The following is a 21,542-nucleotide window of genomic DNA, read 5'->3' as shown; positions in this document are numbered from 1 at the left end:
CGTGGCGGGCGCCAGTGGCGATCAGAAGCGTTCCGGGCGAATGAGGGCGTAGGTCAGGTAGACCAGCAGGAACAGGGTCACCGCGCCGCCGAGAAAATAATCGAGAAGCATTTTTCTGTCCTTCCGCTCAAATTCTGTCGCAGACTTTGATGTAGGCGAGGGACAGGACGAAAAAGACCAGCTCCATCCCGAGAGCAACGATGTCCATAACTGCGTTCCTTGTGTTTGCCTTTACTTCCAGGCCGCAACAGGCAGGCCTAAAAATCGTACGGGACGCGCGTCGCCCTGGTGGCGACCGCATTCAAAAGCTTTTGCTTTGGCGTGGAATATGGACCCGATCGCCATTAAGGTTCGAGACGGGGCGGGAGGCAAAGATATAGGAATTTTATAAAGGTTTTGGACGCGCTAGAGGCTGGCGTAGTTGCCTTTTCGACTAGTCCCCAAAATGTTCATCGGATGCAGCCGGCAGGGACCGCTCAGCCCTTGAGCGCGGTCGCGATCGCCCGCCGCAGCGCATCGGCGTTATAGGGCTTGCGCACCACTGTCGCCTCGGCGAAAGCATCGCCGATGAGGTTCTTGTCACCATAGCCGGTTGCAAAAACGAAGGGTATGCGAAGCCGCGACAGCTCTTCAGCGATTTCCAGCGATGTCCCGTCGCCGAGGTTGATGTCGAGTATCGCCAGTTGCGGCGGCTGGAGCCGCAGTTTCTCGAAGGCTTCCCTGGCAGAGGCCGCGACGGTGACATTGGCAAAGCCGATGTCGGCAAGCATGTTTTCGGCGTCCATGGCGATCAGCATCTGATCCTCGACCAGAAGCACCCGCATATCGCTGTCGAAGCCGCTGACATGACCGACGTCATGATCGCCGGGATGGGCTTCCTTCTTCATCGCGTCGGATGGTATCGAGATGTGCCGTGCCGGAAGCACGAAGCGGGCGCATACACCCTCCCTTTCGTAGAGAACCTCGCTCGACCCGCCGAGATCATAGGGAATGCTGCGGTCGAGCAACGCGGTGCCGAAACCCATACGCATCGGCGGCGACACCTCAGGTCCGCCCGTCTCCGTCCATGAAATCTCGCAATTGCCGTTCTTCAGTACTTCCCATTTGATCTCGACCTTGCCACCGACGCGCGAGAGCGCACCGTATTTCGCGGCATTGGTCGACATCTCGTGCAGCACCAGCGCCATGACCGAGAAGGCGCGAGCGTCGAGCCAGATCTCGCGGCCGCCCATCTCGACGGTCGTGGTCGGGGTGCGATAGGGCGAAAGCTCGGCGCCGAGCAGGTCGCTGAGCGAGCCGCCGCCGTCGCCGCGCACAACCTGATCGTGAGCGAAGGAAAGCGCCTGGATGCGCCCCTTGAGCGCTTCGACATAGTCGCTCAGGCTGCGGCCTTCCTGGATCGGATGCCCGACCAGCGACTTGATCACCGCCAAAATGTTCTTGACCCGGTGGTTGAGTTCCTCGTTCAACATGCGCTGGCGTACATCGGCCCTGTCGCGCTCTTCGCTGACCAACTCGCTGTGGCGCAGCAGCGTCTCGACCAATGCGATACGGGCTGCTTCGGCGATCTCGCGATCGGCATCGGTCCAGGGTTGCGACTGCAGCCTGACGGTTTCCTTCCAGATGGCGAAGCTCTTGCGCGGCGTCAGCCGGTCGCCGAGCGGACCGAACTCATACACCTTGTCCGGATTGCCGGCCCAGTCCAGCGTCTGGACGAGTTCCTTGCGAAAGAAGAAAAGATAGTCGCGCGGACGCTGTGAGAGGGGGATGGCCAGCACGCCAGAGGCGCTAGCGCTGAAATCCTCGGCGTCGGCCAGCCGCTGCGAAAGCGCGTGGGTCGCCCAGACCTTGCCGTCGGCCATGGATCCGACGAAACGCGACAACTCGGCGGCGTAGCTGGCCGGCGGGGTCGAGCCGACGGAGGTCCACTCGTCGCCGATCCACAAGCCGACGCCGTCGCACGGCATCAGCCTTGCAAGATCAGCGAGGTTGTCGCGAAGCAATTGCCTGATGTCGGTGCTGCGTGAGGCGAGTTGCAGGAAGCCGTCGATCGCCTGACGAGCACGCGTGGCGGCGTCGAGCGTCGCTTTCTGCTTCAACGCCTGGAGGTGCAACGAGAAGAACTCGCCGAACATCTCGGCGGCGACACGCCGGGCCATCGGCAAATTGCGCGGGCTGTAATGATGGCAGGCGATCAACCCCCACAATTCGCCGTCGACGATAATCGAAATCGACATCGAGGCGGCGACGCCCATGTTGCGCAGATATTCGCAGTGGATGGGGGAAACGCTGCGCAGATGCGCGAAGGAAAGGTCCAGCGGCTCGCCGGAGATGTCGAGTTCCGGGAGGATCGGAACGCGCTTGTCACTGGCGTCGGCGATGATGCGGATCGTGTTGCGCAGGTAAAGCGTGCGCGCCTGTTTCGGAATGTCGCTGGCCGGAAAATACTGGCCGAGAAAGCTTTCGAGATCGGCACGTTTGACCTCGCTGATCACTTTGCCGGCACCGTCCGCTTCGAAGCGGTAGACCATCACCCGGTCGTAGCCGAGCAGACCGCGGATGAGCCTGGCGCTCTGCTGGATGAGGCGGTCGATGTCCTCTATGTCGCCAAGCCGGCCGATCAGCGAGCGCGCGAGCACGAGCGGCTGCTCGACGTCGTCGCTCGACGGCTCGAACTCGATGATACTAGTCGATTTGTAACGATGGATGGCGATGTCGAAGGCGTTTCCGGACGGCAGCCTCATGCCGAACAGAAGCGCCGGCCTCGAACCGGCTCCGGCGGTGGCAAGCGTGTTGCGCAGGTCATGCGCGAGCTTGTCGCCGACGATTTCCTCAAGCTTCGATCCGTTGATTTCACCTTCGCATCCGAGCATCGCGTTGGCGTTTGCCGAATGGCGCAGGCAGACGCCGGCGTTGGTGTCGCAGGCGATCAGGCAACCATGGCTTTGAATGCTGCCCGGAATGTGGATAGGTTCGCGATCGCAGTTGGTGAGGTCGACCGCCGGCTTATCAAGCATGTTAGAGCTCCGCGAAGGCCGCTTCCGCGGCAGCGAAGGTTTCGATTGCGGCGGTTGCCGCGACCTCGATGTTCAGGTCCGTTGCTCCTTCCAAAGCTGAAACGAAAACGCCCCAGCCGCCGGAGGAGGCCTGTGCGGCAAGATGCGAGGCGCCGAAGCTCTCGGTCAGTCCCAGGGCGTGGGCGCGTTTGAGCAATATCCTGGCGCCAAAACCGGAGCCCTCAAGCACATAAAGGCACCCGAAAAGCGAGGAACTTGTACCGAAACCACCATGCCTTTTCAGGCCCGCCGCAAGTTTGAGGCCCAACGCGCCGAGGTCCGCCCGAATGGCGCCGCTCACGCAGGTTGGCCGCCAGGCGCCGAGTGTTTTCGGCCACTCGACCTTCTCGAGCGCCTCCTCAATGGGATGCCGGAAGCTGTATAATCCGCTCAGATAACGGCCGTAGGATCGAGCGCTGTCGAAACTTCCTATCTTCTCGTCCACGCGCCGATGCGCTTCTGCGGTCCGTTCCTTCAACAGGAAGCGGCGTGAAGTCTCAGTCATGCTGTTTTGCAGGCCCCAAACGCGCGTGTCGTCCCTTGCACATTCAGCCCTTAACGAGGACTGTGCGACAAGGTTCCGAACGAATTGAAAATAAACTTCGGCGTCAAGGCCTTAAGGACGATTGCGCCGGCCGGCGCCCCTTCCACGGCATCCCTGCTCCGACGGGTTGGTAAGCGCTGCGACCGCCTTCAGGTCAATGGCGGTGCCGGCATTCGCGCGTCGCGTTTGCCTATGGTCAGCGGCGGACAATCGCCAATATGCTAGGGTTGGCGAGACCCGTGAAGAAAGCCGACTGTCAGAGGGACAAAAATGCTCGATATCGCACCATCGCAACAGGCGGCGGCCTGGCTCGGCTCGTTCGGGCGGGCGCTCGAAGCCGGCGACATCGAGGCGGCGACCGGGCTCTTTGTGGAGGATTGCTACTGGCGCGATCTCTTGGCCTTCACATGGAACATCAAGACCATGGAGGGGCAGGCCGCGATAGGCGAGATGCTGAAGGCGACGTTATCCGTGGCGCGACCTTCGCATTGGCGGCTTTCGGGAGAGGCGAGCGTCGACGATCGAGTCGTCGAAGCCTGGTTCACCTTCGAGACGGCCGTGGCGCGCGGCGAGGGCATCCTGCGGCTCAAGGACGGGCGCTGCCGGACGCTGCTGACGGCGATCAACGAGCTGAAAGGTTTTGAGGAGCGCAAAGGGCCGGAGCGGCCGCTCGGCCTGCGTCACAAGGCCGATCCCAATCGCGAGACCTGGGCGGAAGCAAGGGCGCGCGAGGCGCGCGATCTCGGCGTGCACGAACAGCCCTATTGCCTGGTGATCGGCGGCGGCCAGGGCGGCATCATGCTGGGCGCCCGGCTGCGCCAGCTCGGCGTGCCGACGCTGATCATCGAGAAGAACGCGCGGGCCGGCGATTCCTGGCGCAACCGCTACCGATCGCTCGTGCTGCACGATCCGGTCTGGTACGATCACCTGCCCTATATTCCGTTCCCCGACAACTGGCCGGTGTTCACGCCTAAGGACAAGATCGGCGACTGGCTGGAAATGTATGCCCGCGTCATGGAGCTGAACTATTGGGTCGCCACCAAATGCATCAGTGCCAGCTATGACGAGGCCGAGAAAGTCTGGAGCGTGGTGGTCGATCGCATCGGTCAGCGTATCACGCTGAAGCCTAAGCACATCGTCTTCGCCACCGGCGCCTACGGGCCGCCGCGGCAGATCGAATTGCCCGGCGCCGAGAGCTTCAAGGGCGAGCTCTTGCATTCCAGCCAGTATTCGAGCGGCGAGAAGTTTCGCGGCAAACGCGTTGCGGTAATCGGCGCGGCAAGCTCGGGCCACGACGTCAGCGTCGATCTGTGGGAGGCCGGCGCCAAGGTCACCATGGTGCAACGCTCGCCGACGACGGTGGTGAGGTCCGATACGCTGATGGAGGTCGGCTTCGAGATCTTTTCGGAGAAGGCGCTGGCGCGCGGCATCACCACCGACAAGGCCGACATGATCGTCGCCGCGACACCGTTCGCGCTGGTTCCAAGGGGTCAGCGTGCGCTCTACAATGTCATCCGGGAGCGAGACGCGGATTTCTACAAGCGTCTCGCCGACACCGGCTTCGCGCTTGACTTTGGCGAGGACGAAACGGGGCTGCTGATGAAGGCCTACCGCACCGGCTCAGGCTATTACATCGATGTCGGCGCCTGCGAATTGATCCTCAATGGCGAGATCGCGGTGAAGAGCGGGGTCAGCATCGAGGCGCTGACGCCGACCGGCATCCTGTTCGAGGACGGCAGCGAACTCGCCGTCGACGCGATCGTCTGCTGCACCGGCTATCAGTCCATGAACGAGACGGTTGCGGCGATCGTCTCGCGCGAGGTCGCCGACAAGGTCGGGCCGTGCTGGGGTCTCGGCTCAGGCGTGAAGGGCGATCCGGGTCCCTGGCAGGGCGAGTTGCGCAACATGTGGAAGCCGACGGCGCAAGAGGCGCTGTGGTTCCATGGCGGCAACCTGGCGCTTTCGCGGTTCTATTCGAAGTTCGTGGCGCTGCAGCTCAAGGCGCGGATGGAAGGGATCGCGACGCCGGTTTATGGGGAGCCGAGCAATGCGCGAACCTAGCGTTCGTCATCCCAGGGCGGAGCAAGGAGCGAAGCGACGCGCGCAGACCCTGGGATCCATGCCGTGACATTTGTGGCGTGCGCAAGCGGACCAGAATGGCCTTCTTTCGCCGGATCTTCTCAAGCCTCATTCTGCACCGCCGTATTCTTCGGCAATAGTCACGGCATGGATTCTAGGGTCTGCGCTCCGCTTCGCGTCGCTCCGCCCTAGAATGACGACGATGAGGGGCCAAAATGCCTCGCCACCACATCCACATGCGTGTGACCCGCATGCGCCTCGAAGCGTTCGGTCTCGTCGTGGTCGGGCGCCTCGTTCGGATACCACATGCCGCCGATGGCTATGCCTTCCGAGACCAGGCGCTGGTCCGCGATCAATGATGTGCCGACCGCGTCGACGAAGGTGAAGCGTCCAGGCATCACTTTCAGCACCGCGACATCGCCGATGCCGCCGACGTTCAGAGCGCCAAGCTCCGGCCTGGCGATGGCCTTGGCCGGCGCCTCGGTCGCCGCGCGCAGCACCTCGACCAGCGGCATGCCGAGCGCCATCAGCTTGGACATGCAGACCAGGATGTCGAAGGCCGGGCCGTCGACGCAGTAGAGATGGACGTCGCTGGAGATGACGTCGGGCGCCAGGCCTTCGGCGAGCATCGCTTTCGCCACCTCGAAATCGAAGGAGCCCATGCCGTGGCCGATGTCGAAGATAACGCCGCGCTCGCGGGCCAGCCGCATATCCGGCCGCACCGCGCCGGAGGCGAAGACCGGGGCGTTGGGGAAGGGGCGGAAGCAGTGGGTGAGGATGTCGCCACGCCGCAGCCTCGGCAGCACTTCGGAGCGCCCCGGCGGCGGTTCGTCGATATGCGCCATCAGTGGCAGGCCGGCCTTGTCGGCGGCCTCCAAAGCCAGATCTACCGGGGCGATGCCGCTGGTGCCGCCGGCATGCTTGCCGGAGCGCACTTTCACGCCGACGACGACATCGGCGTGCTCACGCACCGCGGCCACCGTCTCGCGCGGCTCGCAGAGTCTCAGATCGCTGCATTCGCCGACGGATACGGTGTTGGAGAAGCCGAAAATGCCGGCGAAGGAGATGTTGACATAAGCCAGGATGCGGGCTTTCGAACGCTCGATGACGTGCCGGCGGAAGCCGAGGAAATTGCCGGCGCCGGCGCTGCCGGCGTCGATGAAGGTGGTGGTGCCGCTCTTGGCGGCGAGCCGGTCGGCGTCGACACCGAGCGAGGTGCCACCCCAGTAGACATGACTATGCAGGTCGATGAGGCCGGGCGTGACGATGCGGTCCCGCGCATCGACGACCTTTATGGCATGTTCGGCGTCGATTGCCGCTTCGATCGCGGCGACACGGCCGTTGGCAAGCGCGACGTCCCGCGGCGCCTCGAGGCCCGAGGCCGGATCGATGAGACGCCCGCCCTTGATCAGAAGATCGAATTGCATCAGCGCCTCCTTGGGGGTCTGTTTGCTTTCACGCTATTGCGGACGGAAACACTTTTCCTGGAATTGCTGCAGGCGATCAGGCCGGCCGGTAGGCGACGGCTTCGATCTCGATCTTGATATCGATCATCAGGCGCGACTCGACCGTCGTGCGCGCCGGCGGATCTTTCGGGAAGTGTTTTGCGTAGACGGCGTTGAAGGTGCCGAAGTCGCGCGCGTCTTCGAGCCAGACTGTGGTCTTGACCACGTCGTCCATGGTGCAGCCGGCCAGCGCAAGTGCCGTCTTGATGTTCTGCAGCACCTGCTCGGCCTGCTCGGCAATGCCGCCCGCCACGACAAGGCCGTCGCTACCCACCGGCACCTGGCCGGAGACATAGACGAAATCGCCGGCGCGCACGGCGGGCGAGAGCGGGACATGCGAGGTTCCAAAACACTGCTTGGGCAAGAAAGGCCTCCTGTTCGGAAAACTAAGGGATACCGCTTTGCGGTCCAGATTTGTCGTGCCCCTCTACGCCTGTCGGTGAAATCCTCATAGGGGGCTTGTCGGAAGGCAACAATATTTCAGAATCAATGTTGCCTCGTTACAGAAGGCTCATCAGTGATCGCCGCCCCTCCAGGAGAGAACGAAATGACCTTCGACAAGAACCCGTTCCCGGAAGGCGATGCGGACCGCTACGCGCTGTGGGAAATGCTGGTGCGGCGCGATATCGACGCCTTCCTCAGCCAGGACTGGTCGATGGTCGAGGACGATTTCATCGCCGAAAGCTTCTTCGGCATGCATGCGCATTTCCTCAGCAATGCCGACGCCTGGCGGCTGCAGTTCCCGCGGATCGAGGTCTATCGCGACGAATGGCTGCGCCAGGCCAGGGAGACGGCGGCAACGGCATTCGCCGAGCCGCTGCGCGAGGCCATCTTCCGCGTCACCAACATGCGCGACATCGATGTCGACGGTGACCGCGCCGTGCTGCACAAGAAGTTCGACGGCTCCATCGCCAAGGCCGACGGCTCGGTCGACCGGCTGAAATGGCAGACGCTCTATTTCTGCCGCAAGGTCGGCGGCCGCTGGAAGATCGCCGGCTTCGTCGGATACATGCCGTATCCGCTAGGTAGCTAAGGCAAGGGAATCGCTGCTACGCGGTTCGCGGCCGCCGTTCATCGTCCGAGCGGTGATCGAAGACGACCCCCATGGTCTTACCAATTGCGGCCATGACGATGAGCTCGATCAGGTGGTCGTCGCTGTCCTCGCAAGCCGGATCGGCCTGGCGGATGGCGTCGAGCATGGCCCGGGTCGAGACGGTGTCGCCGGCGCGGAATTTCGAAAGGGCAGACGAAACAAGGTCTTGCGCCGTCAGGTCGATGACCGGCACTTCCGCAGCGACGTTCATTGGCTTCCTCCTGCCAAAGAACCCTCCCGTGAAGATGATACGCCGATGGCTGGATTGCGCCAGCGAAATGGTGGTCCGACCAGAGAGACTGGCGACAGTCTCCCGCCAAAAGGGCGGTCAGCTGTGGAACAGTTGGCAAATGGCCGTGGCGCGCTCGACGCCTTGCACTCGGGTTGATAACCCCATCCGGCGCAGAAAGACTAATCGAGTCGAAATATGACCGTTGCGATCGAGATGGGGCAGACGGGCGCCGGCGCGCCGGCGGCGTTGGACCTTGAGGAATTGCTGGCGACCCGCCTCTTGGTGCAGGGCAATTCGGGTTCCGGCAAGTCGCATCTGTTGCGCCGGCTGCTCGAACAGAGCGCGCCCTGGGTGCAGCAGACCATCATCGACCCCGAAGGCGATTTCGTCTCGCTCGGCGAACGTTATGGTCATCTGGTGATCGATGCCGAGGAGCATACCGAGCGCGGCCTGCAGGCGGCCGGCGAGCGGGCGCGTATCCACCGTGTGTCGACGGTCCTTAACCTCGAAGGGCTCGATGCCGAAAACCAGATGCGGCGCGCGGCAGCCTTCCTCGGCGGCCTGTTCGAAGTCGCACGCGACCACTGGTATCCGATGCTGGTGGTGGTCGACGAAGCACAGCTCTTCGCGCCGGCCGCCGCCGGCGAGGTGTCTGACGAAGCACGAAAATTGTCGCTCGGCGCCATGACCAATCTGATGTGCCGCGGCCGCAAGCGTGGGCTGGCCGGCATCATCGCCACGCAGCGCCTGGCGAAGCTTGCCAAGAACGTCGCGGCGGAGGCCTCCAACTTCCTCATGGGCCGCACCTTCCTCGACATCGACATGGCGCGCGCCGCCGATCTGCTCGGCATGGAGCGGCGGCAGGCGGAGGCGTTCCGCGACTTGGAGCGCGGGCATTTCATGGCGCTCGGCCCGGCGCTGTCGCGCCGCCCGCTCGGCGTGCGCATCGGCCAGACCGAAACCAGCCCGCGCAACGGCACGCCAAGGCTGATGCCGCTGCCGGGGGCAGCGCTCGAGGATGCGCGCGCGGTCATTCTTGCCGCGCCGCCGCCGGAGACGGTCAGGCCGCAGCGCCGGCCGTCGCCGGACCTGCTCGATCAACTGATGGCGGCGAAAGCTGCGCCGCTGGATATCCGCCCCGAGCCGGCGGAGCCGCAGCCAAGTGCTGAGGATCTCGCCGAGCGGCGCGAGCGGATGGACCGCATCCTGCGCGCTATCCTGGCCGAGCCCGATGCCGGCTTCCGCGTCATCGGTGTGCTCTACCAGGAATTCGTGGTTCGTTGCCGTATCGAGGGCTTGGCTGCCGTGGTGCCCGATCTTTCCGAGTTCCGCCGCATGCTGACGCGCGCCCGCGCCGGCGTCGGCTCCGACATGGCCGAGGACGATGCCTGGCGTGACGTCTCGGTGCGCGCTTCGCTGTTGCCCGAGGACATGCAGGGCGTGTTCATGATGATCGCCCGCGCCGCCAAGGAAGGCTGGCCTTGTCCGAGCGACGCGGCGATAGCGCGCGCCTATGGCTCGCATTCGCTGCGCCGCGCGCGCCGCCTGCTCGACTATATCGAGGAGCAGGGCCTCATCGTCTGCCAGGTCGATGGCACTGGACGACGCACGGTGACGCTGGTGGAACTCGCCTGGGCAACGGCGCCGGGCGATCCGAACGCCGAGGGGCAGGACAGTTCGGCGGCCTGACAGCCGGCGGCAGGGCACCCCGACGGCTGACGATCAGGCTACGACCACTCCCGCCGGCCGGCCATTGATCGCATTTCACGGTTGCAACGCGGCCGTGCGGACGCCTCGAAGTGGCGGGGCGCGATGGGTCGAGACGACGACAATCCGATCGCTGAGATGGTCGAGCAGCCGTTCGAGAATGCGCGCTCCCTGTGCATCGTCGAGGTGCTCGGTCGGCTCGTCGAGCAACATAAGCGGCTTGGTCGACAGCCAGGCACGGGCAAGGTTGATGCGTTGCACCTCGCCGAGGGAGAACCGGTCCTGCCTGATCCAGGCATCCAGTCCGCCGGCCTCGCGTATACGGCAGTCCATCTCGACGGTCTCCAGCGCCCGCCAAAGCGCTGCGTCCGGAACATCGCCGGCGAAGAGGTTGGCGCGGACCGTGTCTTCGAGGATGACGGCGTCGTGCAGCACGAGCGCCGCCTTTGCTTGCCGGTCGGTTGCCGACAGCATGCGGTCGCCGGCGGCAAAGGCATCGTCGCCGATCCAGCCGGCGATCTGCTTGAGCAGACTCGTCTTGCCCGAACCGCTCGCCCCGATGAGCACCATCGGGTGGCCTTTTGCCAGAAGCAGGGAGATGGGGGTTCCGATCGCCCGGCCGTCAGGCGAGCGGCGCTGCAGGGCGCCGTGGCGCAGCAGGCCGGGCTCGATGTCGTCCGGCGCAGATTCGCGTCTGCCGACCGTGGCGCCACGGGCCCATCGTCCGATTTCGTTGCGAGCCGCGTCGCGACGAAGTATGGCGACCCAGATGCGCGACGCGCCATTCATGGTTTCGCCCAGCGCCAGCCAGGAGAAGGCAAGCAGGATGGGCGCGAGAAGCTCGCTACCTTGCCTGCCCGCATACCAGCTGGCCGCCATCACACTGATGCCGGCAACCGGACCGAATGCGGCACCGATCATGTCCAGCAGGGCTTGCTGGTGGCGAAGCGAAAGCAGCGCGCCATCGGCGTTGGACAGCGTGGCGAGGGCCCCGGCGCATTCGCGGCTCCAGGCGCCTTCCGCCTTCAAGGGGACGGCTGACGCCATGGCTCCGCCAAGCCTGCCTGCGCCCCCGCGACGCAGCGACCTGGTCCGCTCCCATGCCATGGCGCCAGCCTTGGCCACCCGATTCCCCGCGAACAGGATGGCAAGCAGCAAAAAGGTGATCGGCAGCAGGGACAAAGGCGCCAGCACCGCCGAGCCCGCGATCAGGATCGCAAGGCCGCAGCCAAGCGTCAGCACCGGCAGGCCGGCGCGCAGCCTGGCGTAGTCGAGGTCTTCGACGTCGTCGAGATAGTCGGCAAGGCGCGAATCGTCGCCGAGCTGCCATCCCGCCCGGCGCACCGCCGGCGCCGCCGCCATCGCGGCGAAGAGCTCGACGCGACGCGAAACCTGATCGGCGAGCGCCGCCTTGTGGCCGGCCAGGCGCTCGCCATAGCGCGCGGCGGTGCGGCCGACCGCGAACAAACGGATGAGCGCCGCCGGGATGTGGAAATTGAAGGTGAAGGCGGCAGCGGAAAGGCCGGCGATCGCCACAGATCCCAGCAGCCAGGCGGAAATGCCGCCCAGCAATATGGCGCAGGCCAGCGCGGCGAAGGCGAAGCCTGTCGCCAGCCGCCACGCCTTCCGGCTCGATGATTCAACTGCCGTGCTCATGCCGCCACCTCGATGGCATTGTCGTCGGTGAGTTCGACGGTCAGGTCGGCGGCGGCAGCCAGATCGCGGTCATGTGTCGCCACGACGACCAGCCGCGTTCCTGACATCTCCAGCAGCACGCGCCGCACGGCCTCGGCCGTCTCGCGGTCGAGCTTGGCGGTCGGCTCGTCGGCCAGCACGGTTCGGCCGGAAAGTTGCGCGCGGGCGACGGCGATGCGCAGCCGCTGGCCGCCCGAAAGATTGGCGCCGCCCCTGTCCAGCCTGGCATCGAGGCCGGCCGGCAACAGCGCGTCGTCGAGCAGGCCGATCACGCCGGCGGCATCCTCCAGCCGGGCCCGGCCCACCGCGCCGGCGTTCCACGAAATGGCCTCGGCCAGCGTTCCTTCCGGCACATAAGCGTCTGTCGAAACCCAGGCGATCTCACCGCCAGCCAAGCGATTGAACCCCGGCATCGGTATTGCGCCCGGCTCGAGGCCGGCGAGGCGGCGTAGCAGGGTCGATTTCCCGGACCCGCTTGGCCCGACGATGGCGATGAGGCCATGCGCGGGCAGCGTCACAGACAGCCGGTCGAGCGCCGGCAGGGCCCTGGCCGCGACCGGGCCTATACCAAGCAGCCGGTCCAGCGCATCGGCCGCCGCCAAGCCTTCCGCCTTGGCATGGTACTGCTCGGAGAAGCGCCGGAACGGCGCGAAATATTCCGGCGCGATCATCAAGATGAACAGGCTCTGCCAGAGCTCGAGATAGGAGAAGCCGGGGATCATCGCGAGCTTCAGGTGGCCGAGGCCGAGGAAGACGGCAAGGATGGCGATCGAGAGCGAGGCGAAGAAATCAATGATGCCGGCATTGGCGAAGGCGATGCGCAGCACGCCCATCGTGTTGTCCGCATAGGCTTCGAGGCGCCGGGCGAGCTTTGCCTCTTCGCCGGCCATCGCATGGTTGGCAAGGATCGTCGGCAAGGTGCGAATGCGGTCGGCGAACTGGCCGGCCAGCCGGCCGAAGGCGCGCTCCTGTGCATCGGCGCGCCGGCGGATGGCATCGCCGATCAGCGTGAAGAACAGGATCATCACCGGCGTCAAACAGATGACCAGCAGCGCTGCCTGCCAGGAGACAAGGAAAAGGGTTACCGCCGCAAGCAGCGGCCCAGCCGCCATCATGGCGCTTGCCGCGCGGTGGCCGACGACAAGTGCGGCGACCGCTTCGGGATGGCGCTGCATCGATATGATGACGCCGCCGACGGAGAGCGCTTGCAGCCGGCGTGCCGGCATTTCGCCCAGCCGCTTGCCCGCCAGTTCGCGCAAACCGATCGACACGGCCGCTTCGGCCGAGGCCTGCGCCCTGTCGGCGGCAAACCCGGCGACGCAGGCCGCCAAAAGCAGGGCAATCACGAGCGGGACGAGCCATGAGGCGACGGGTTCGCCCATGACGAGCCGTCCGGCGGCCATCGCCGCCGTGGCGGCAAAACCCAACCGCAGCGCGGTGCGGGAGATCTGCAAGGTAAGCAGTCGGCGCAAGCCGCGTTCTGCTAGCTGCCTTGCGGGGATGAGCGCCTGGAAAGCGCCGGACAAGGTGGCGGGATCAGGGGCAGGTGCGACCGGCGTTTTCATGGGCCGGTTTTCGCACGAGCAAGGATGAAAGGAATTGATCCAGATCAAGTCGCCGGCATTCGTCCGGCGCTATGAGGCGGTATCCAGAAAGGATGCTCTCATGTCCGACTTTCTACTCGTCGATCTGTCGCGGCTGCAATTCGCGCTGACGGCCCTCTATCATTTCCTGTTTGTGCCTTTGACCCTCGGCCTCTCCATCCTGATCGCCATGATGGAAACCGTCTATGTCATGACGCGCCGCACCATCTGGCGCGACATGACGAAGTTCTGGGGCGTGCTGTTCGGCATCAACTTCGCCCTCGGCGTCGCCACCGGCATCACCATGGAATTCCAGTTCGGCATGAACTGGGCCTATTACTCGCACTATGTCGGCGACGTGTTCGGCGCTCCCTTGGCCATCGAAGGGCTGATGGCCTTTTTCCTAGAAGCCACCTTCGTCGGGCTGTTCTTCTTCGGCTGGGACCGACTTTCGCCGCGCGCGCATATGATCGTCACCTGGCTGATGGCGCTCGGCACCAATTTCTCTGCGCTCTGGATCCTGATCGCCAATGGCTGGATGCAGAACCCGGTCGGCTCGGCCTTCAACCCGGAGACTATGCGCATGGAGGTCACGGACTTCATGTCGGTGATCTTCAATCCTGTGGCGCAGGCGAAGTTCGTCCACACCGTTTCCGCCGGCTATGTCTGCGCTGCTACTTTCGTGCTCGGCGTCTCGGCCTGGTATCTGCTGAGGGGACGCCATGTCGAGCTCGCCAAGCGCTCCTTCGTGATCGCATCGGCTTTCGGCGTGGCATCGGCGCTGTCGGTGATCGTGCTCGGCGACGAGAGCGGCTATGCGCTCACCGACAACCAGAAAATGAAGCTCGCGGCGATCGAGGCCATGTGGGAGACCGAGCCGGCGCCGGCTTCGTTCACGGCATTCGGCATTCCGAGCCAGAGCGATCGCCAGACGCATTTCGCCATCCACATTCCATGGGTGATGGGCATCATCGGCACACGCTCGTTCGACAAGCAGATCGCGGGGATCGATGCGCTGGTTGCCCATGCTGAAGCCCGCATCCGCACGGGCATCGTGGCGTATGACGCGCTCGAGAAGATCAAGGCGGATCGCAACGACACCGCCGCCCGCGCCGTCTTCGATGCCAGCTCCAGGGATCTCGGCTACGCGCTGCTGCTCAAGCGTTACCTGCCCGATCCGCGGCAGGCGAGCGAGCAGCAGATCAAGGACGCGGCCTGGTCGACGGTGCCTTACGTGCCGCTGCTCTTCTTCGGTTTCCGCCTGATGGTGGCCTGCGGCTTCGCGCTGCTGGCGCTGTTTGCCGTGTCGCTGTGGCACACGACGCGGGAGACCGAAGCGCCGCGCTGGCTGTTCCGCGCCGCGCTCATCGCCATGCCGCTGCCCTGGATCGCCATCGAGGTCGGCTGGTTCGTGGCCGAGTTCGGCCGCCAGCCATGGATCATCGACGGCGTGCTGCCGACGTTCCTCGCTACGTCGGAGCTCGGCGTGGGCGACCTCCTGCTCACCATCGCCGGCTTCACGCTCGTCTATGGCGTGCTTGCCGTAATCGAGGTCAGGCTGATGCTGGCCGCCATCCGCAAGGGGCCTGAAGTCGCGAAGGTCATCGATGATCTGCGCCCGAACGCCGACCCTGCAATGCAACCGGCAGAATGAAGGATCACGACGATGATCGAATCTCTCTTCGACTATGAAACGCTGCGCGTGATCTGGTGGATACTGCTCGGCGTGCTGCTGATCGGTTTTGCCGCGACCGACGGGTTCGACATGGGCGTTGGCGCGCTCTTGCCCTTCGTCGCCAAGACGGACGCCGAGCGGCGCGTCGCCATCAATACCATCGGCCCGGTCTGGGAAGGCAACCAGGTGTGGTTTATCCTCGGCGGCGGCGCCATCTTCGCGGCATGGCCGGCGCTCTACGCGATGAGCTTCTCCGGTTTCTACCTCGCCATGTTCCTGGTGCTTCTGGCGCTGATAATGCGCCCGGTGGCCTTCAAATACCGTTCGAAGCGCCCCGACCCGGCCTGGCGCACGCGTTGGGACTGGGCGCTCTTCGTGGGCGGCGCGGTGCCGGCGCTGATCTTCGGCGTTGCCGTCGGCAACACGCTGCAGGGCGTGCCGTTCCATTTCACGCCGGACCTGCGCCCGATCTATGAGGGCTCGCTCTTCGGGCTGCTCAACCCGCTGGCGCTCTATTGCGGCCTGGTCTCGCTGGCCATGTTGGTGACGCATGGCGCGGCCTGGCTGACCTTCAAGGCGGAAGGCAGCGTCGCCGACCGCGCCCGCGCCGTCGGCACGCGCTCGGCAATCGTCACGGCGGCGCTCTTTGCCGGCGGCGGCGTGCTGGTCTCGCTAGGCCTGCTCGGCGGCTATCGTGTGACGTCGCCGATCATCTGGGACGGGCCGTCCAATCCGCTACTCAAAACCGTGGTGGCGGACGGCGGGGCCTGGCTGGCGAACTTCCATGCCCATCCGCTGCTCTGGATCGTGCCTGCGCTCGGCATCGCCGCGCCGCTGCTAGCCGCCGCCGGTTTCCAGGCCAGGCTCGAAGGCTGGACCTTCCTTGCCTCGAAGCTCGGCGTCGCGATGATCATCGCCACGGTCGGGCTCGCGATGTTTCCCATCCTGTTGCCGTCGAGCAGCAACCCCAGCCATTCGCTCGCGGTCTTCGACGCATCGTCGAGCCGCGCCACGCTGCGCAACATGCTGATCGCCACGGTGATCTTCATGCCGCTGATCCTTGCCTATACCGCCTGGGTCTACCGCGTTCTGTGGGGCAAGGTCGGCGAGAAGAGCATCGAGAAGGCCGGCTCGTCGGCCTACTGATCCAACCGGAGTTCCTGATCATGTGGTATTTTTCCTGGATACTCGGCCTCGGACTGGCCGCTTCCGTCGGCATCCTCAACGCGCTCTGGTACGAGCTGCGCACCGTCCGCGAGGAACCCGTCGAGGATACCGTCGCCTTGCCCACGCCCTGAGTCGGGCTTGGCGGAGCAGCCGTCGTGACGGGCACAAGATCCGAGCCGCTGCGCAGTCCGGCGGATATGAGGCGGGCGCATGTGCAAAAGCTTGCGCTCTGCCACATGCTCGAAGGCATTGCCGACGATCTGCCGTCGCGCGTCGATCGGCTCCAGTGCCTCGCCGTGGCGGCCGACCTGTTGCCGATGCTGCGCGAGTGCCATCGCTTCGAGGAAGAGGCGGTGTTCCCCGGCTTCGCGCGGCGAACCGGGGAGGAAGACACCGTCGCGCGGCTGAAGCTCGAGCATTTGGAGGACGAAAGCGCCGCGGCCGATCTCAGCGAGGCGCTGCTGGCCTACGGCCACGGGCGGCCGATCGAGAATCCCGAGGCGTTCGGCTATATGCTGCGCGCCTTCTTCGAAGCGCTGCGCCGCCATATCGCGTTCGAGCGCGACCACGTGCTGCCGGAAGTGCTCGGCAATCGGTAGCGACGGGAGTCAGTCTCCGGCTCGCGCGGCCAGGCGCTTGATGTCGTCGACGATGACGTGGCGGTTGTTCTCGATGCGGATGACGCTCTCGCCTCGCAGCCGGGTGATCTGCCGGCTTACCGTCTCCACGGTGAGACCCAGGAAATCCGAGATTTCCGCGCGTGACAGGGGCAGGTCGAAAGCGGCGCTGCGCCGCTCCGGTCCGGTGGCGGGATCGATGTTGCGGGCGATCATCAAAAGGAAGCTTGCGATCTTCTCGGAGGCCGTCTTGCGGCCAAGCGCCACCATCCAGTCGCGCGCCTGGTCGAGCTCGCGCAGCTTCTGTTCGAGCAGGCGATGCTCGAGGTCCGGCTGCTCCTTCATCATGCGCTCCAGCGCCTGGCGCGGGAACGAGCACAATTCGACATTGGTCGCGGCCTCGGCGGTGAGCGTGCTCTCGCTCTGGAAGGGCCTGCCGAGAAAATCGGGGGCGAATTGCAGGCCGACGATCTGCTGGCGGCCGTCGGAAAGCGTCTTGGTCAATTTCACGACGCCTGAAAGCACATTGGAGAAACGCTCGATGCTCGCGGAGTCGCCCACCAGCTCCTTGCCGGCTTCGGCTTTGTGCCGTTTCGTCGATTTGGCAAGGACGGCAAGCTGCTCGGTGTTGAGCGCGCCGCAGATGCCGCGATGCCGCGCCTCGCATGAAGCGCAGAGCAACGGGACGCCTGTCGTGTGAATATCCTCGCGCACGATAAAACACCTATAGTGTTCCCGCCGCCCAGCGGCAATGCAAGGGCGGGCGTGATTGGGTCGCAGCCCACGCCTCCGAGAGCGGCCGAAATCATTCCAGCGGATGACCGCATTGCACAATCGCGATCCGCCTGCACAATAGACGCATGGCTGCCGGTTCGTTGACCATCCTTGTTATCGACGAGAACCGCATCCGCGCCTCGATCATCGAGGCCGGATTGCGGGACGCCGGCCATCGCCATGTCACGGTGGTCCATGATGTGGCCGGGATCGCCCGGCGCATCGCCGAGATCGAGCCGGATGTCATCGTCATCGATCTCGAAAATCCCAACCGCGACATGCTGGAGAACATGTTCCAGCTGACGCGCGCGGTGAAGCGGCCGATCGCGATGTTCGTCGACCGCTCGGACCAGGCTTCGATCGAGGCCGCCGTCGATGCCGGTGTGTCGGCCTATGTGGTCGACGGGCTGAAGAAGGAGCGCATCAAGCCGATCCTCGACATGGCGATCAGTCGCTTCAATGCCTTCTCGCGCATGGCGCGCGAATTGGAAGAGGCGCGCAGCGAGTTGGAGAACCGCAAGGTCATCGACCGGGCCAAGGGCATATTGATGAAGTCGCGCGGCTTGAGCGAGGAGGCGGCCTACGCGCTCCTGCGCAAGACCGCGATGAACCAGAACCGCAAGATCGCCGACATCGCCCAGAGCCTGGTGACGGCGGCGGGATTGCTGGGACCGCCGGAGGGCGAATGAGCATGGCGCACCAGATCACCGCCGGCTTCATGCCGCTCTTCGACAGCGCCGTCCTGGTCGCGGCCGCCGAGATGGGCTTTGCCGCGCGCGAGGGCATCGCGCTCAAGCTGCAGCGCGAGAGCTCCTGGGCCAACATCCGCGACCGCATCGCCATCGGTCATTTCGATGTCGCGCACATGCTCGGCCCGATGCCGCTCGCCTGCAGCCTCGGCCTCACCCCGCTCGCCTCCGACACGATCGTGCCGTTCTCGCTCGGGCTCGGCGGCAATTGCGTCACCGTTTCTAATGCGGTGTGGGAGGGCATGGCGGCGCATGGTGCCGAACCGGACCTCGATCCGGCCGGGGCAGGGGCAGCCCTCGGCGCGCTGATCCGCGAGCGTGCAGTTGCCGGGCGCGAGCCGCTGCGCTTTGCCGTCGTGCATCCGCATTCCGGGCACAACTACGAACTGCGCTACTGGCTCGCCGCCTGCGGCGTCGATCCGACCCGCGACATCGAGATCGTCATCGTGCCGCCGCCCTTCATGGCCGACGCCCTCGCCGCCGGCCGCATCGACGGCTATTGCGTTGGCGAGCCCTGGAACAGCGCCGCGATCGCCGCAGGCACCGGGCACATCGTTACCGTCAAGGCGCTGCTGTGGCGCAACAGCCCGGAGAAGGTGATCGGCGCGCGCAAGGCCTGGGCCGAGGCACAGCCCGACGCGCTGGCCGCGCTCCTGAGAGCGCTGCATCACGCCGCCCGCTGGTGCCAGACTCAGGAGAACCGCGACGACCTGGCGGCACTGATGGCGCAGCCCGCTTTCCTGGGGCAGAAGGCGGCGCTCCAGATGCCCGCCCTGACTGGACGCCTTCAGCTCGGCGGCGGTGCCGAACGCAGCGTCGAGGATTTCTTCCTGCCCTTCGACAAGGCGGCGAACTTTCCCTGGAAGAGCCATGCGCTCTGGTTCTACACGCAGATGGTGCGCTGGGGGCAGTTGCGGCACACACCGGAGAACCTGGCCATCGCCCGCGACTGCTACCGGCCCGACCTCTACCGCGCGGCGCTGAAGCCGCTCGGCGTCGCGCTGCCCGGCGCCAATGCCAAGGTCGAGGGCGCGCTGAAGGTCGCGACGCCGGTCGGCTCCGCAGGGGCAAGCCTGGTGCTCGGTCCGGACGGTTTCTTCGACGGGCAGATCTTCGATCCCGACCGGATCGACGCCTATATCGCTGGCCAGAAACGCACCTGATCATTTGCGCGCCATTCTTGTGCATTGCACAAAATTTATGCGCTCTGTTTGTGCCGATGATCAATGTTTGACCGCATCGCCGCTTGATCCGGTCGCCGGTGAAAATTCCTATAGCATTGATTTTCCTTGAAATTCAGCTTTCTCGTAAAACTGGCACGCTTCGTGCTTTGAAATAACCAAGCCCGTTCGCGGGCAACGAAACAGGCGTCCAATGGCGGGCGCCACAGGCAAAGCTGCCGCTCAGGTCAACGCGCGCTCCCGGATGTACGGACGCGACGAGGCCTGGACGGCAGCTTTTTTGTTTTGGCCGACACGCAATCGACGGCGCTGGTCCCAGGCGGCGCCCCAATGGGAGACGACGATGACGAGACGGATCGCAACGACATCCCTCAAGGATTTCGCCCGCCGCGATTTCCTGCTGAGCAGCGCGCTGACGGCGGCGCTGTTCGCTGCCGCAATGCTTTTGTTTCCCGCCAGCCCGAACACCGAGGCCAAAGGGCCGCAAGTGACCGCGCAAGTCCCGGCGCGCTGAGCAATGCAGCACCACTGATCACCCCATCAAACGCGGTGCCTCGCCACCGCAACCGGAGCCCAAGATGACCGCAAATCTCCCAGCCGCGACCAGCCAGGATAGTGCATCCCGGCAGGCGCTCATCATGTCCACAATCGCCTTCACCGTCTGTTTCGCGGTGTGGACGATCTTTTCCATCATCGGCGTGCGCATCAAGCAGGAACTCGGGCTCAACGAGACCGAATTCGGCCTGCTGGTCGGCACGCCGATCCTGACGGGCTCGCTGGTGCGCATGGTGCTCGGCGTCTGGACCGACCGCTATGGCGGCCGCCTCGTCTATACGCTGACCATGCTCGCGGCGGCAGTCGCGACCTTCCTGCTCGCCTTCGCGCATACCTATGAGCAGATGCTGGTCGCCGCGCTCGGCGTCGGGCTGGCCGGCGGTTCCTTCGCCGTCGGCGTCGCCTATGTCTCGCGCTTCTTCCCGGCCGGAAAACAGGGCACCGCGCTCGGCATATTCGGCGTCGGCAATGTCGGCGCGGCGGTCACCAAGTTCCTGGCGCCGATGGTGCTGCTTGCCTGGGGCTGGCAGTCGGTGGCGTTGATCTGGGCTGCGGCCCTGGTGGTCATGGCTGCGATCTTCTGGTTCACCACCGGCGACGATCCGGTCATCCGCGAGCGCCGCGCCGGCAAGGCGACGCCGGAAAGAAGTTTCTGGCAGGAATTCGCGCCGCTGAAGAACCTGCAGGTCTGGCGCTTCGCCTTCTACTACTTCTTCGCTTTCGGTGCGTTCGTGGCGCTGTCGCTATGGCTGCCGCGCTACCTGATCGGCGTCTACGGCTTCGGCATCGCCACCGCCGGCATGATCGGCGCCGCCTATTCGATCCCCGCCAGCATCTTCCGCGCCTATGGCGGCGTGCTCTCCGACCGCATCGGCGCCCGCACCGTGCTCTACTGGACCTTCAGCGTCTCTGCCGTCGCGACCCTCGTTCTGTCTCTCCCCTCGGCAGATTACGTCGTGCGCGGCATCAGCGGGCCGATCCCCTTCCATTTCGAGATCGGCCCGCTCGCCTTCATCGCCGTCGCGTCCGTGCTCGGCTTCTTCATGAGCCTCGGCAAGGCCGCCGTCTACAAGCACATCCCGGCCTACTATCCGCAGAGTGTCGGCGCGGTCGGCGGCGTGGTCGGCATGATCGGCGGCCTCGGCGGCTTCATCCTGCCGATCGCCTTCGGCGCGCTCAACGACCTCACCGGCGTGTGGTCGAGCTGCTTCATGCTGCTCTTCGTGATCGTCGTCTCCTGCCTCATCTGGATGCATTTCAGCATCCGCCGGATGGAGCGCCAGGCCGTCAAGACATCGTCCCTTTCCTACGCCGCCGAATAGATCGGATG

Annotated in this window: 20 protein-coding genes; 11 read left to right on the top strand and 9 right to left on the bottom strand. The window is 65.0% G+C overall.

All coding sequences use genetic code 11. The annotated features are described in order from the left end of the window. Positions 1-21: 21 nt before the first annotated feature. From FJ988_RS21785 to FJ988_RS21775, 3 genes are all read right to left on the bottom strand, one after another. Positions 22-111, bottom strand: coding sequence for a K(+)-transporting ATPase subunit F (locus FJ988_RS21785; protein ID WP_112096557.1), 90 nt, complete (start codon positions 109-111; stop codon positions 22-24). 365 nt (positions 112-476) lie between these two features. Further along, a complete protein-coding gene (locus FJ988_RS21780; protein ID WP_140820405.1) occupies positions 477-3,017 on the bottom strand; it encodes an HWE histidine kinase domain-containing protein in 2,541 nt (846 codons plus the stop codon). A gap of 1 nt (position 3,018) precedes the next feature. After that, on the bottom strand, positions 3,019-3,501 hold the full coding sequence (locus FJ988_RS21775; protein WP_140820404.1) for a biliverdin-producing heme oxygenase: 483 nt from the start codon (positions 3,499-3,501) through the stop codon (positions 3,019-3,021). 369 nt (positions 3,502-3,870) lie between these two features. Between FJ988_RS21775 and FJ988_RS21770 the strand changes: the two genes are divergently transcribed. Further along, positions 3,871-5,661, top strand: a complete 1,791-nt coding sequence (locus FJ988_RS21770; protein WP_140820403.1) for an NAD(P)/FAD-dependent oxidoreductase — start codon at positions 3,871-3,873, stop codon at positions 5,659-5,661. Positions 5,662-5,867: 206 nt separating this feature from the next. Here the strand turns inward: FJ988_RS21770 and FJ988_RS21765 are convergent, their stop codons facing one another. Together FJ988_RS21765 and FJ988_RS21760 are read right to left on the bottom strand one after the other, a co-directional pair. After that, a complete protein-coding gene (locus FJ988_RS21765; RefSeq protein WP_140820402.1) occupies positions 5,868-7,106 on the bottom strand; it encodes an amidohydrolase/deacetylase family metallohydrolase in 1,239 nt (412 codons plus the stop codon). 76 nt (positions 7,107-7,182) lie between these two features. Next, complete coding sequence (locus FJ988_RS21760; RefSeq protein ID WP_140820401.1) at positions 7,183-7,548, bottom strand: RidA family protein; 366 nt, start codon at positions 7,546-7,548, stop codon at positions 7,183-7,185. Positions 7,549-7,731: 183 nt separating this feature from the next. Between FJ988_RS21760 and FJ988_RS21755 the strand changes: the two genes are divergently transcribed. Continuing rightward, positions 7,732-8,217: a hypothetical protein gene (locus tag FJ988_RS21755; RefSeq protein ID WP_140820400.1), complete on the top strand. Its 486-nt coding sequence runs from the start codon at positions 7,732-7,734 to the stop codon at positions 8,215-8,217. A 16-nt stretch (positions 8,218-8,233) separates the two neighbouring features. On the opposite strand, the gene FJ988_RS21750 is transcribed toward FJ988_RS21755, so the two are convergent. Further along, entirely contained in the window at positions 8,234-8,488 is a 255-nt protein-coding gene (locus FJ988_RS21750; RefSeq protein ID WP_140820399.1) for a hypothetical protein, read from the bottom strand. Between the two features lie 216 nt (positions 8,489-8,704). Here FJ988_RS21750 and FJ988_RS21745 point away from each other — a divergent pair, with 216 nt between their 5' ends. Then, entirely contained in the window at positions 8,705-10,198 is a 1,494-nt protein-coding gene (locus FJ988_RS21745; RefSeq protein ID WP_140820398.1) for an ATP-binding protein, read from the top strand. A gap of 75 nt (positions 10,199-10,273) precedes the next feature. Here the strand turns inward: FJ988_RS21745 and FJ988_RS21740 are convergent, their stop codons facing one another. Beyond that, the gene (locus FJ988_RS21740) at positions 10,274-11,872 is read right to left on the bottom strand and encodes an ATP-binding cassette domain-containing protein (RefSeq protein WP_140820397.1); all 1,599 of its coding nucleotides are present in this window, start codon (positions 11,870-11,872) and stop codon (positions 10,274-10,276) included. Then, a complete protein-coding gene (locus tag FJ988_RS21735; RefSeq protein ID WP_140820396.1) occupies positions 11,869-13,476 on the bottom strand; it encodes an ATP-binding cassette domain-containing protein in 1,608 nt (535 codons plus the stop codon). The genes FJ988_RS21740 and FJ988_RS21735 overlap by 4 nt, the downstream gene beginning before the upstream one ends. Positions 13,477-13,576: 100 nt before the next feature. On the opposite strand from FJ988_RS21735, the gene FJ988_RS21730 reads away from it, so the two are divergent. Genes FJ988_RS21730 through FJ988_RS21715 form a run of 4 tightly spaced genes read left to right on the top strand, consistent with a single transcriptional unit; the run spans position 13,577 to position 16,935 of the window. Further along, positions 13,577-15,148 carry a cytochrome ubiquinol oxidase subunit I gene (locus tag FJ988_RS21730; protein ID WP_140820395.1) on the top strand — a complete coding sequence of 524 codons (1,572 nt, stop codon included), beginning with the start codon at positions 13,577-13,579 and terminating at the stop codon, positions 15,146-15,148. Positions 15,149-15,160: 12 nt separating this feature from the next. After that, positions 15,161-16,315, top strand: a complete 1,155-nt coding sequence (gene cydB / locus FJ988_RS21725) for a cytochrome d ubiquinol oxidase subunit II (RefSeq protein ID WP_140820394.1) — start codon at positions 15,161-15,163, stop codon at positions 16,313-16,315. A 20-nt stretch (positions 16,316-16,335) separates the two neighbouring features. Beyond that, a complete protein-coding gene (gene cydX / locus FJ988_RS21720) occupies positions 16,336-16,467 on the top strand; it encodes a cytochrome bd-I oxidase subunit CydX (RefSeq protein WP_135858807.1) in 132 nt (43 codons plus the stop codon). A 24-nt stretch (positions 16,468-16,491) separates the two neighbouring features. Next, positions 16,492-16,935 carry a hemerythrin domain-containing protein gene (locus FJ988_RS21715; RefSeq protein WP_246688630.1) on the top strand — a complete coding sequence of 148 codons (444 nt, stop codon included), beginning with the start codon at positions 16,492-16,494 and terminating at the stop codon, positions 16,933-16,935. A 9-nt stretch (positions 16,936-16,944) separates the two neighbouring features. Here FJ988_RS21715 and FJ988_RS21710 read toward each other — a convergent pair whose 3' ends face one another. Beyond that, entirely contained in the window at positions 16,945-17,667 is a 723-nt protein-coding gene (locus FJ988_RS21710; protein WP_348644338.1) for a Crp/Fnr family transcriptional regulator, read from the bottom strand. Positions 17,668-17,813: 146 nt separating this feature from the next. On the opposite strand from FJ988_RS21710, the gene FJ988_RS21705 reads away from it, so the two are divergent. The 4 genes from FJ988_RS21705 to FJ988_RS21695 all read left to right on the top strand — a co-directional run bounded on the left by FJ988_RS21705 (position 17,814) and on the right by FJ988_RS21695 (position 21,534). Continuing rightward, positions 17,814-18,416: an ANTAR domain-containing response regulator gene (locus FJ988_RS21705; RefSeq protein ID WP_140820393.1), complete on the top strand. Its 603-nt coding sequence runs from the start codon at positions 17,814-17,816 to the stop codon at positions 18,414-18,416. Continuing rightward, a complete protein-coding gene (locus FJ988_RS21700; protein WP_140820392.1) occupies positions 18,413-19,639 on the top strand; it encodes a CmpA/NrtA family ABC transporter substrate-binding protein in 1,227 nt (408 codons plus the stop codon). The genes FJ988_RS21705 and FJ988_RS21700 overlap by 4 nt, the downstream gene beginning before the upstream one ends. Positions 19,640-20,000: 361 nt before the next feature. Next, positions 20,001-20,171: a hypothetical protein gene (locus tag FJ988_RS30905; RefSeq protein WP_181183626.1), complete on the top strand. Its 171-nt coding sequence runs from the start codon at positions 20,001-20,003 to the stop codon at positions 20,169-20,171. Between the two features lie 64 nt (positions 20,172-20,235). Further along, a complete protein-coding gene (locus tag FJ988_RS21695; protein ID WP_140820391.1) occupies positions 20,236-21,534 on the top strand; it encodes a nitrate/nitrite transporter in 1,299 nt (432 codons plus the stop codon). Positions 21,535-21,542: the final 8 nt, after the last annotated feature.

Source organism: Mesorhizobium sp. CU3 (assembly GCF_006442965.1).
GTDB lineage: Bacteria > Pseudomonadota > Alphaproteobacteria > Rhizobiales > Rhizobiaceae > Mesorhizobium.
Note: the sequence above shows the minus strand (reverse complement) of the source record. Positions and strands in the feature narration are given on the sequence as shown.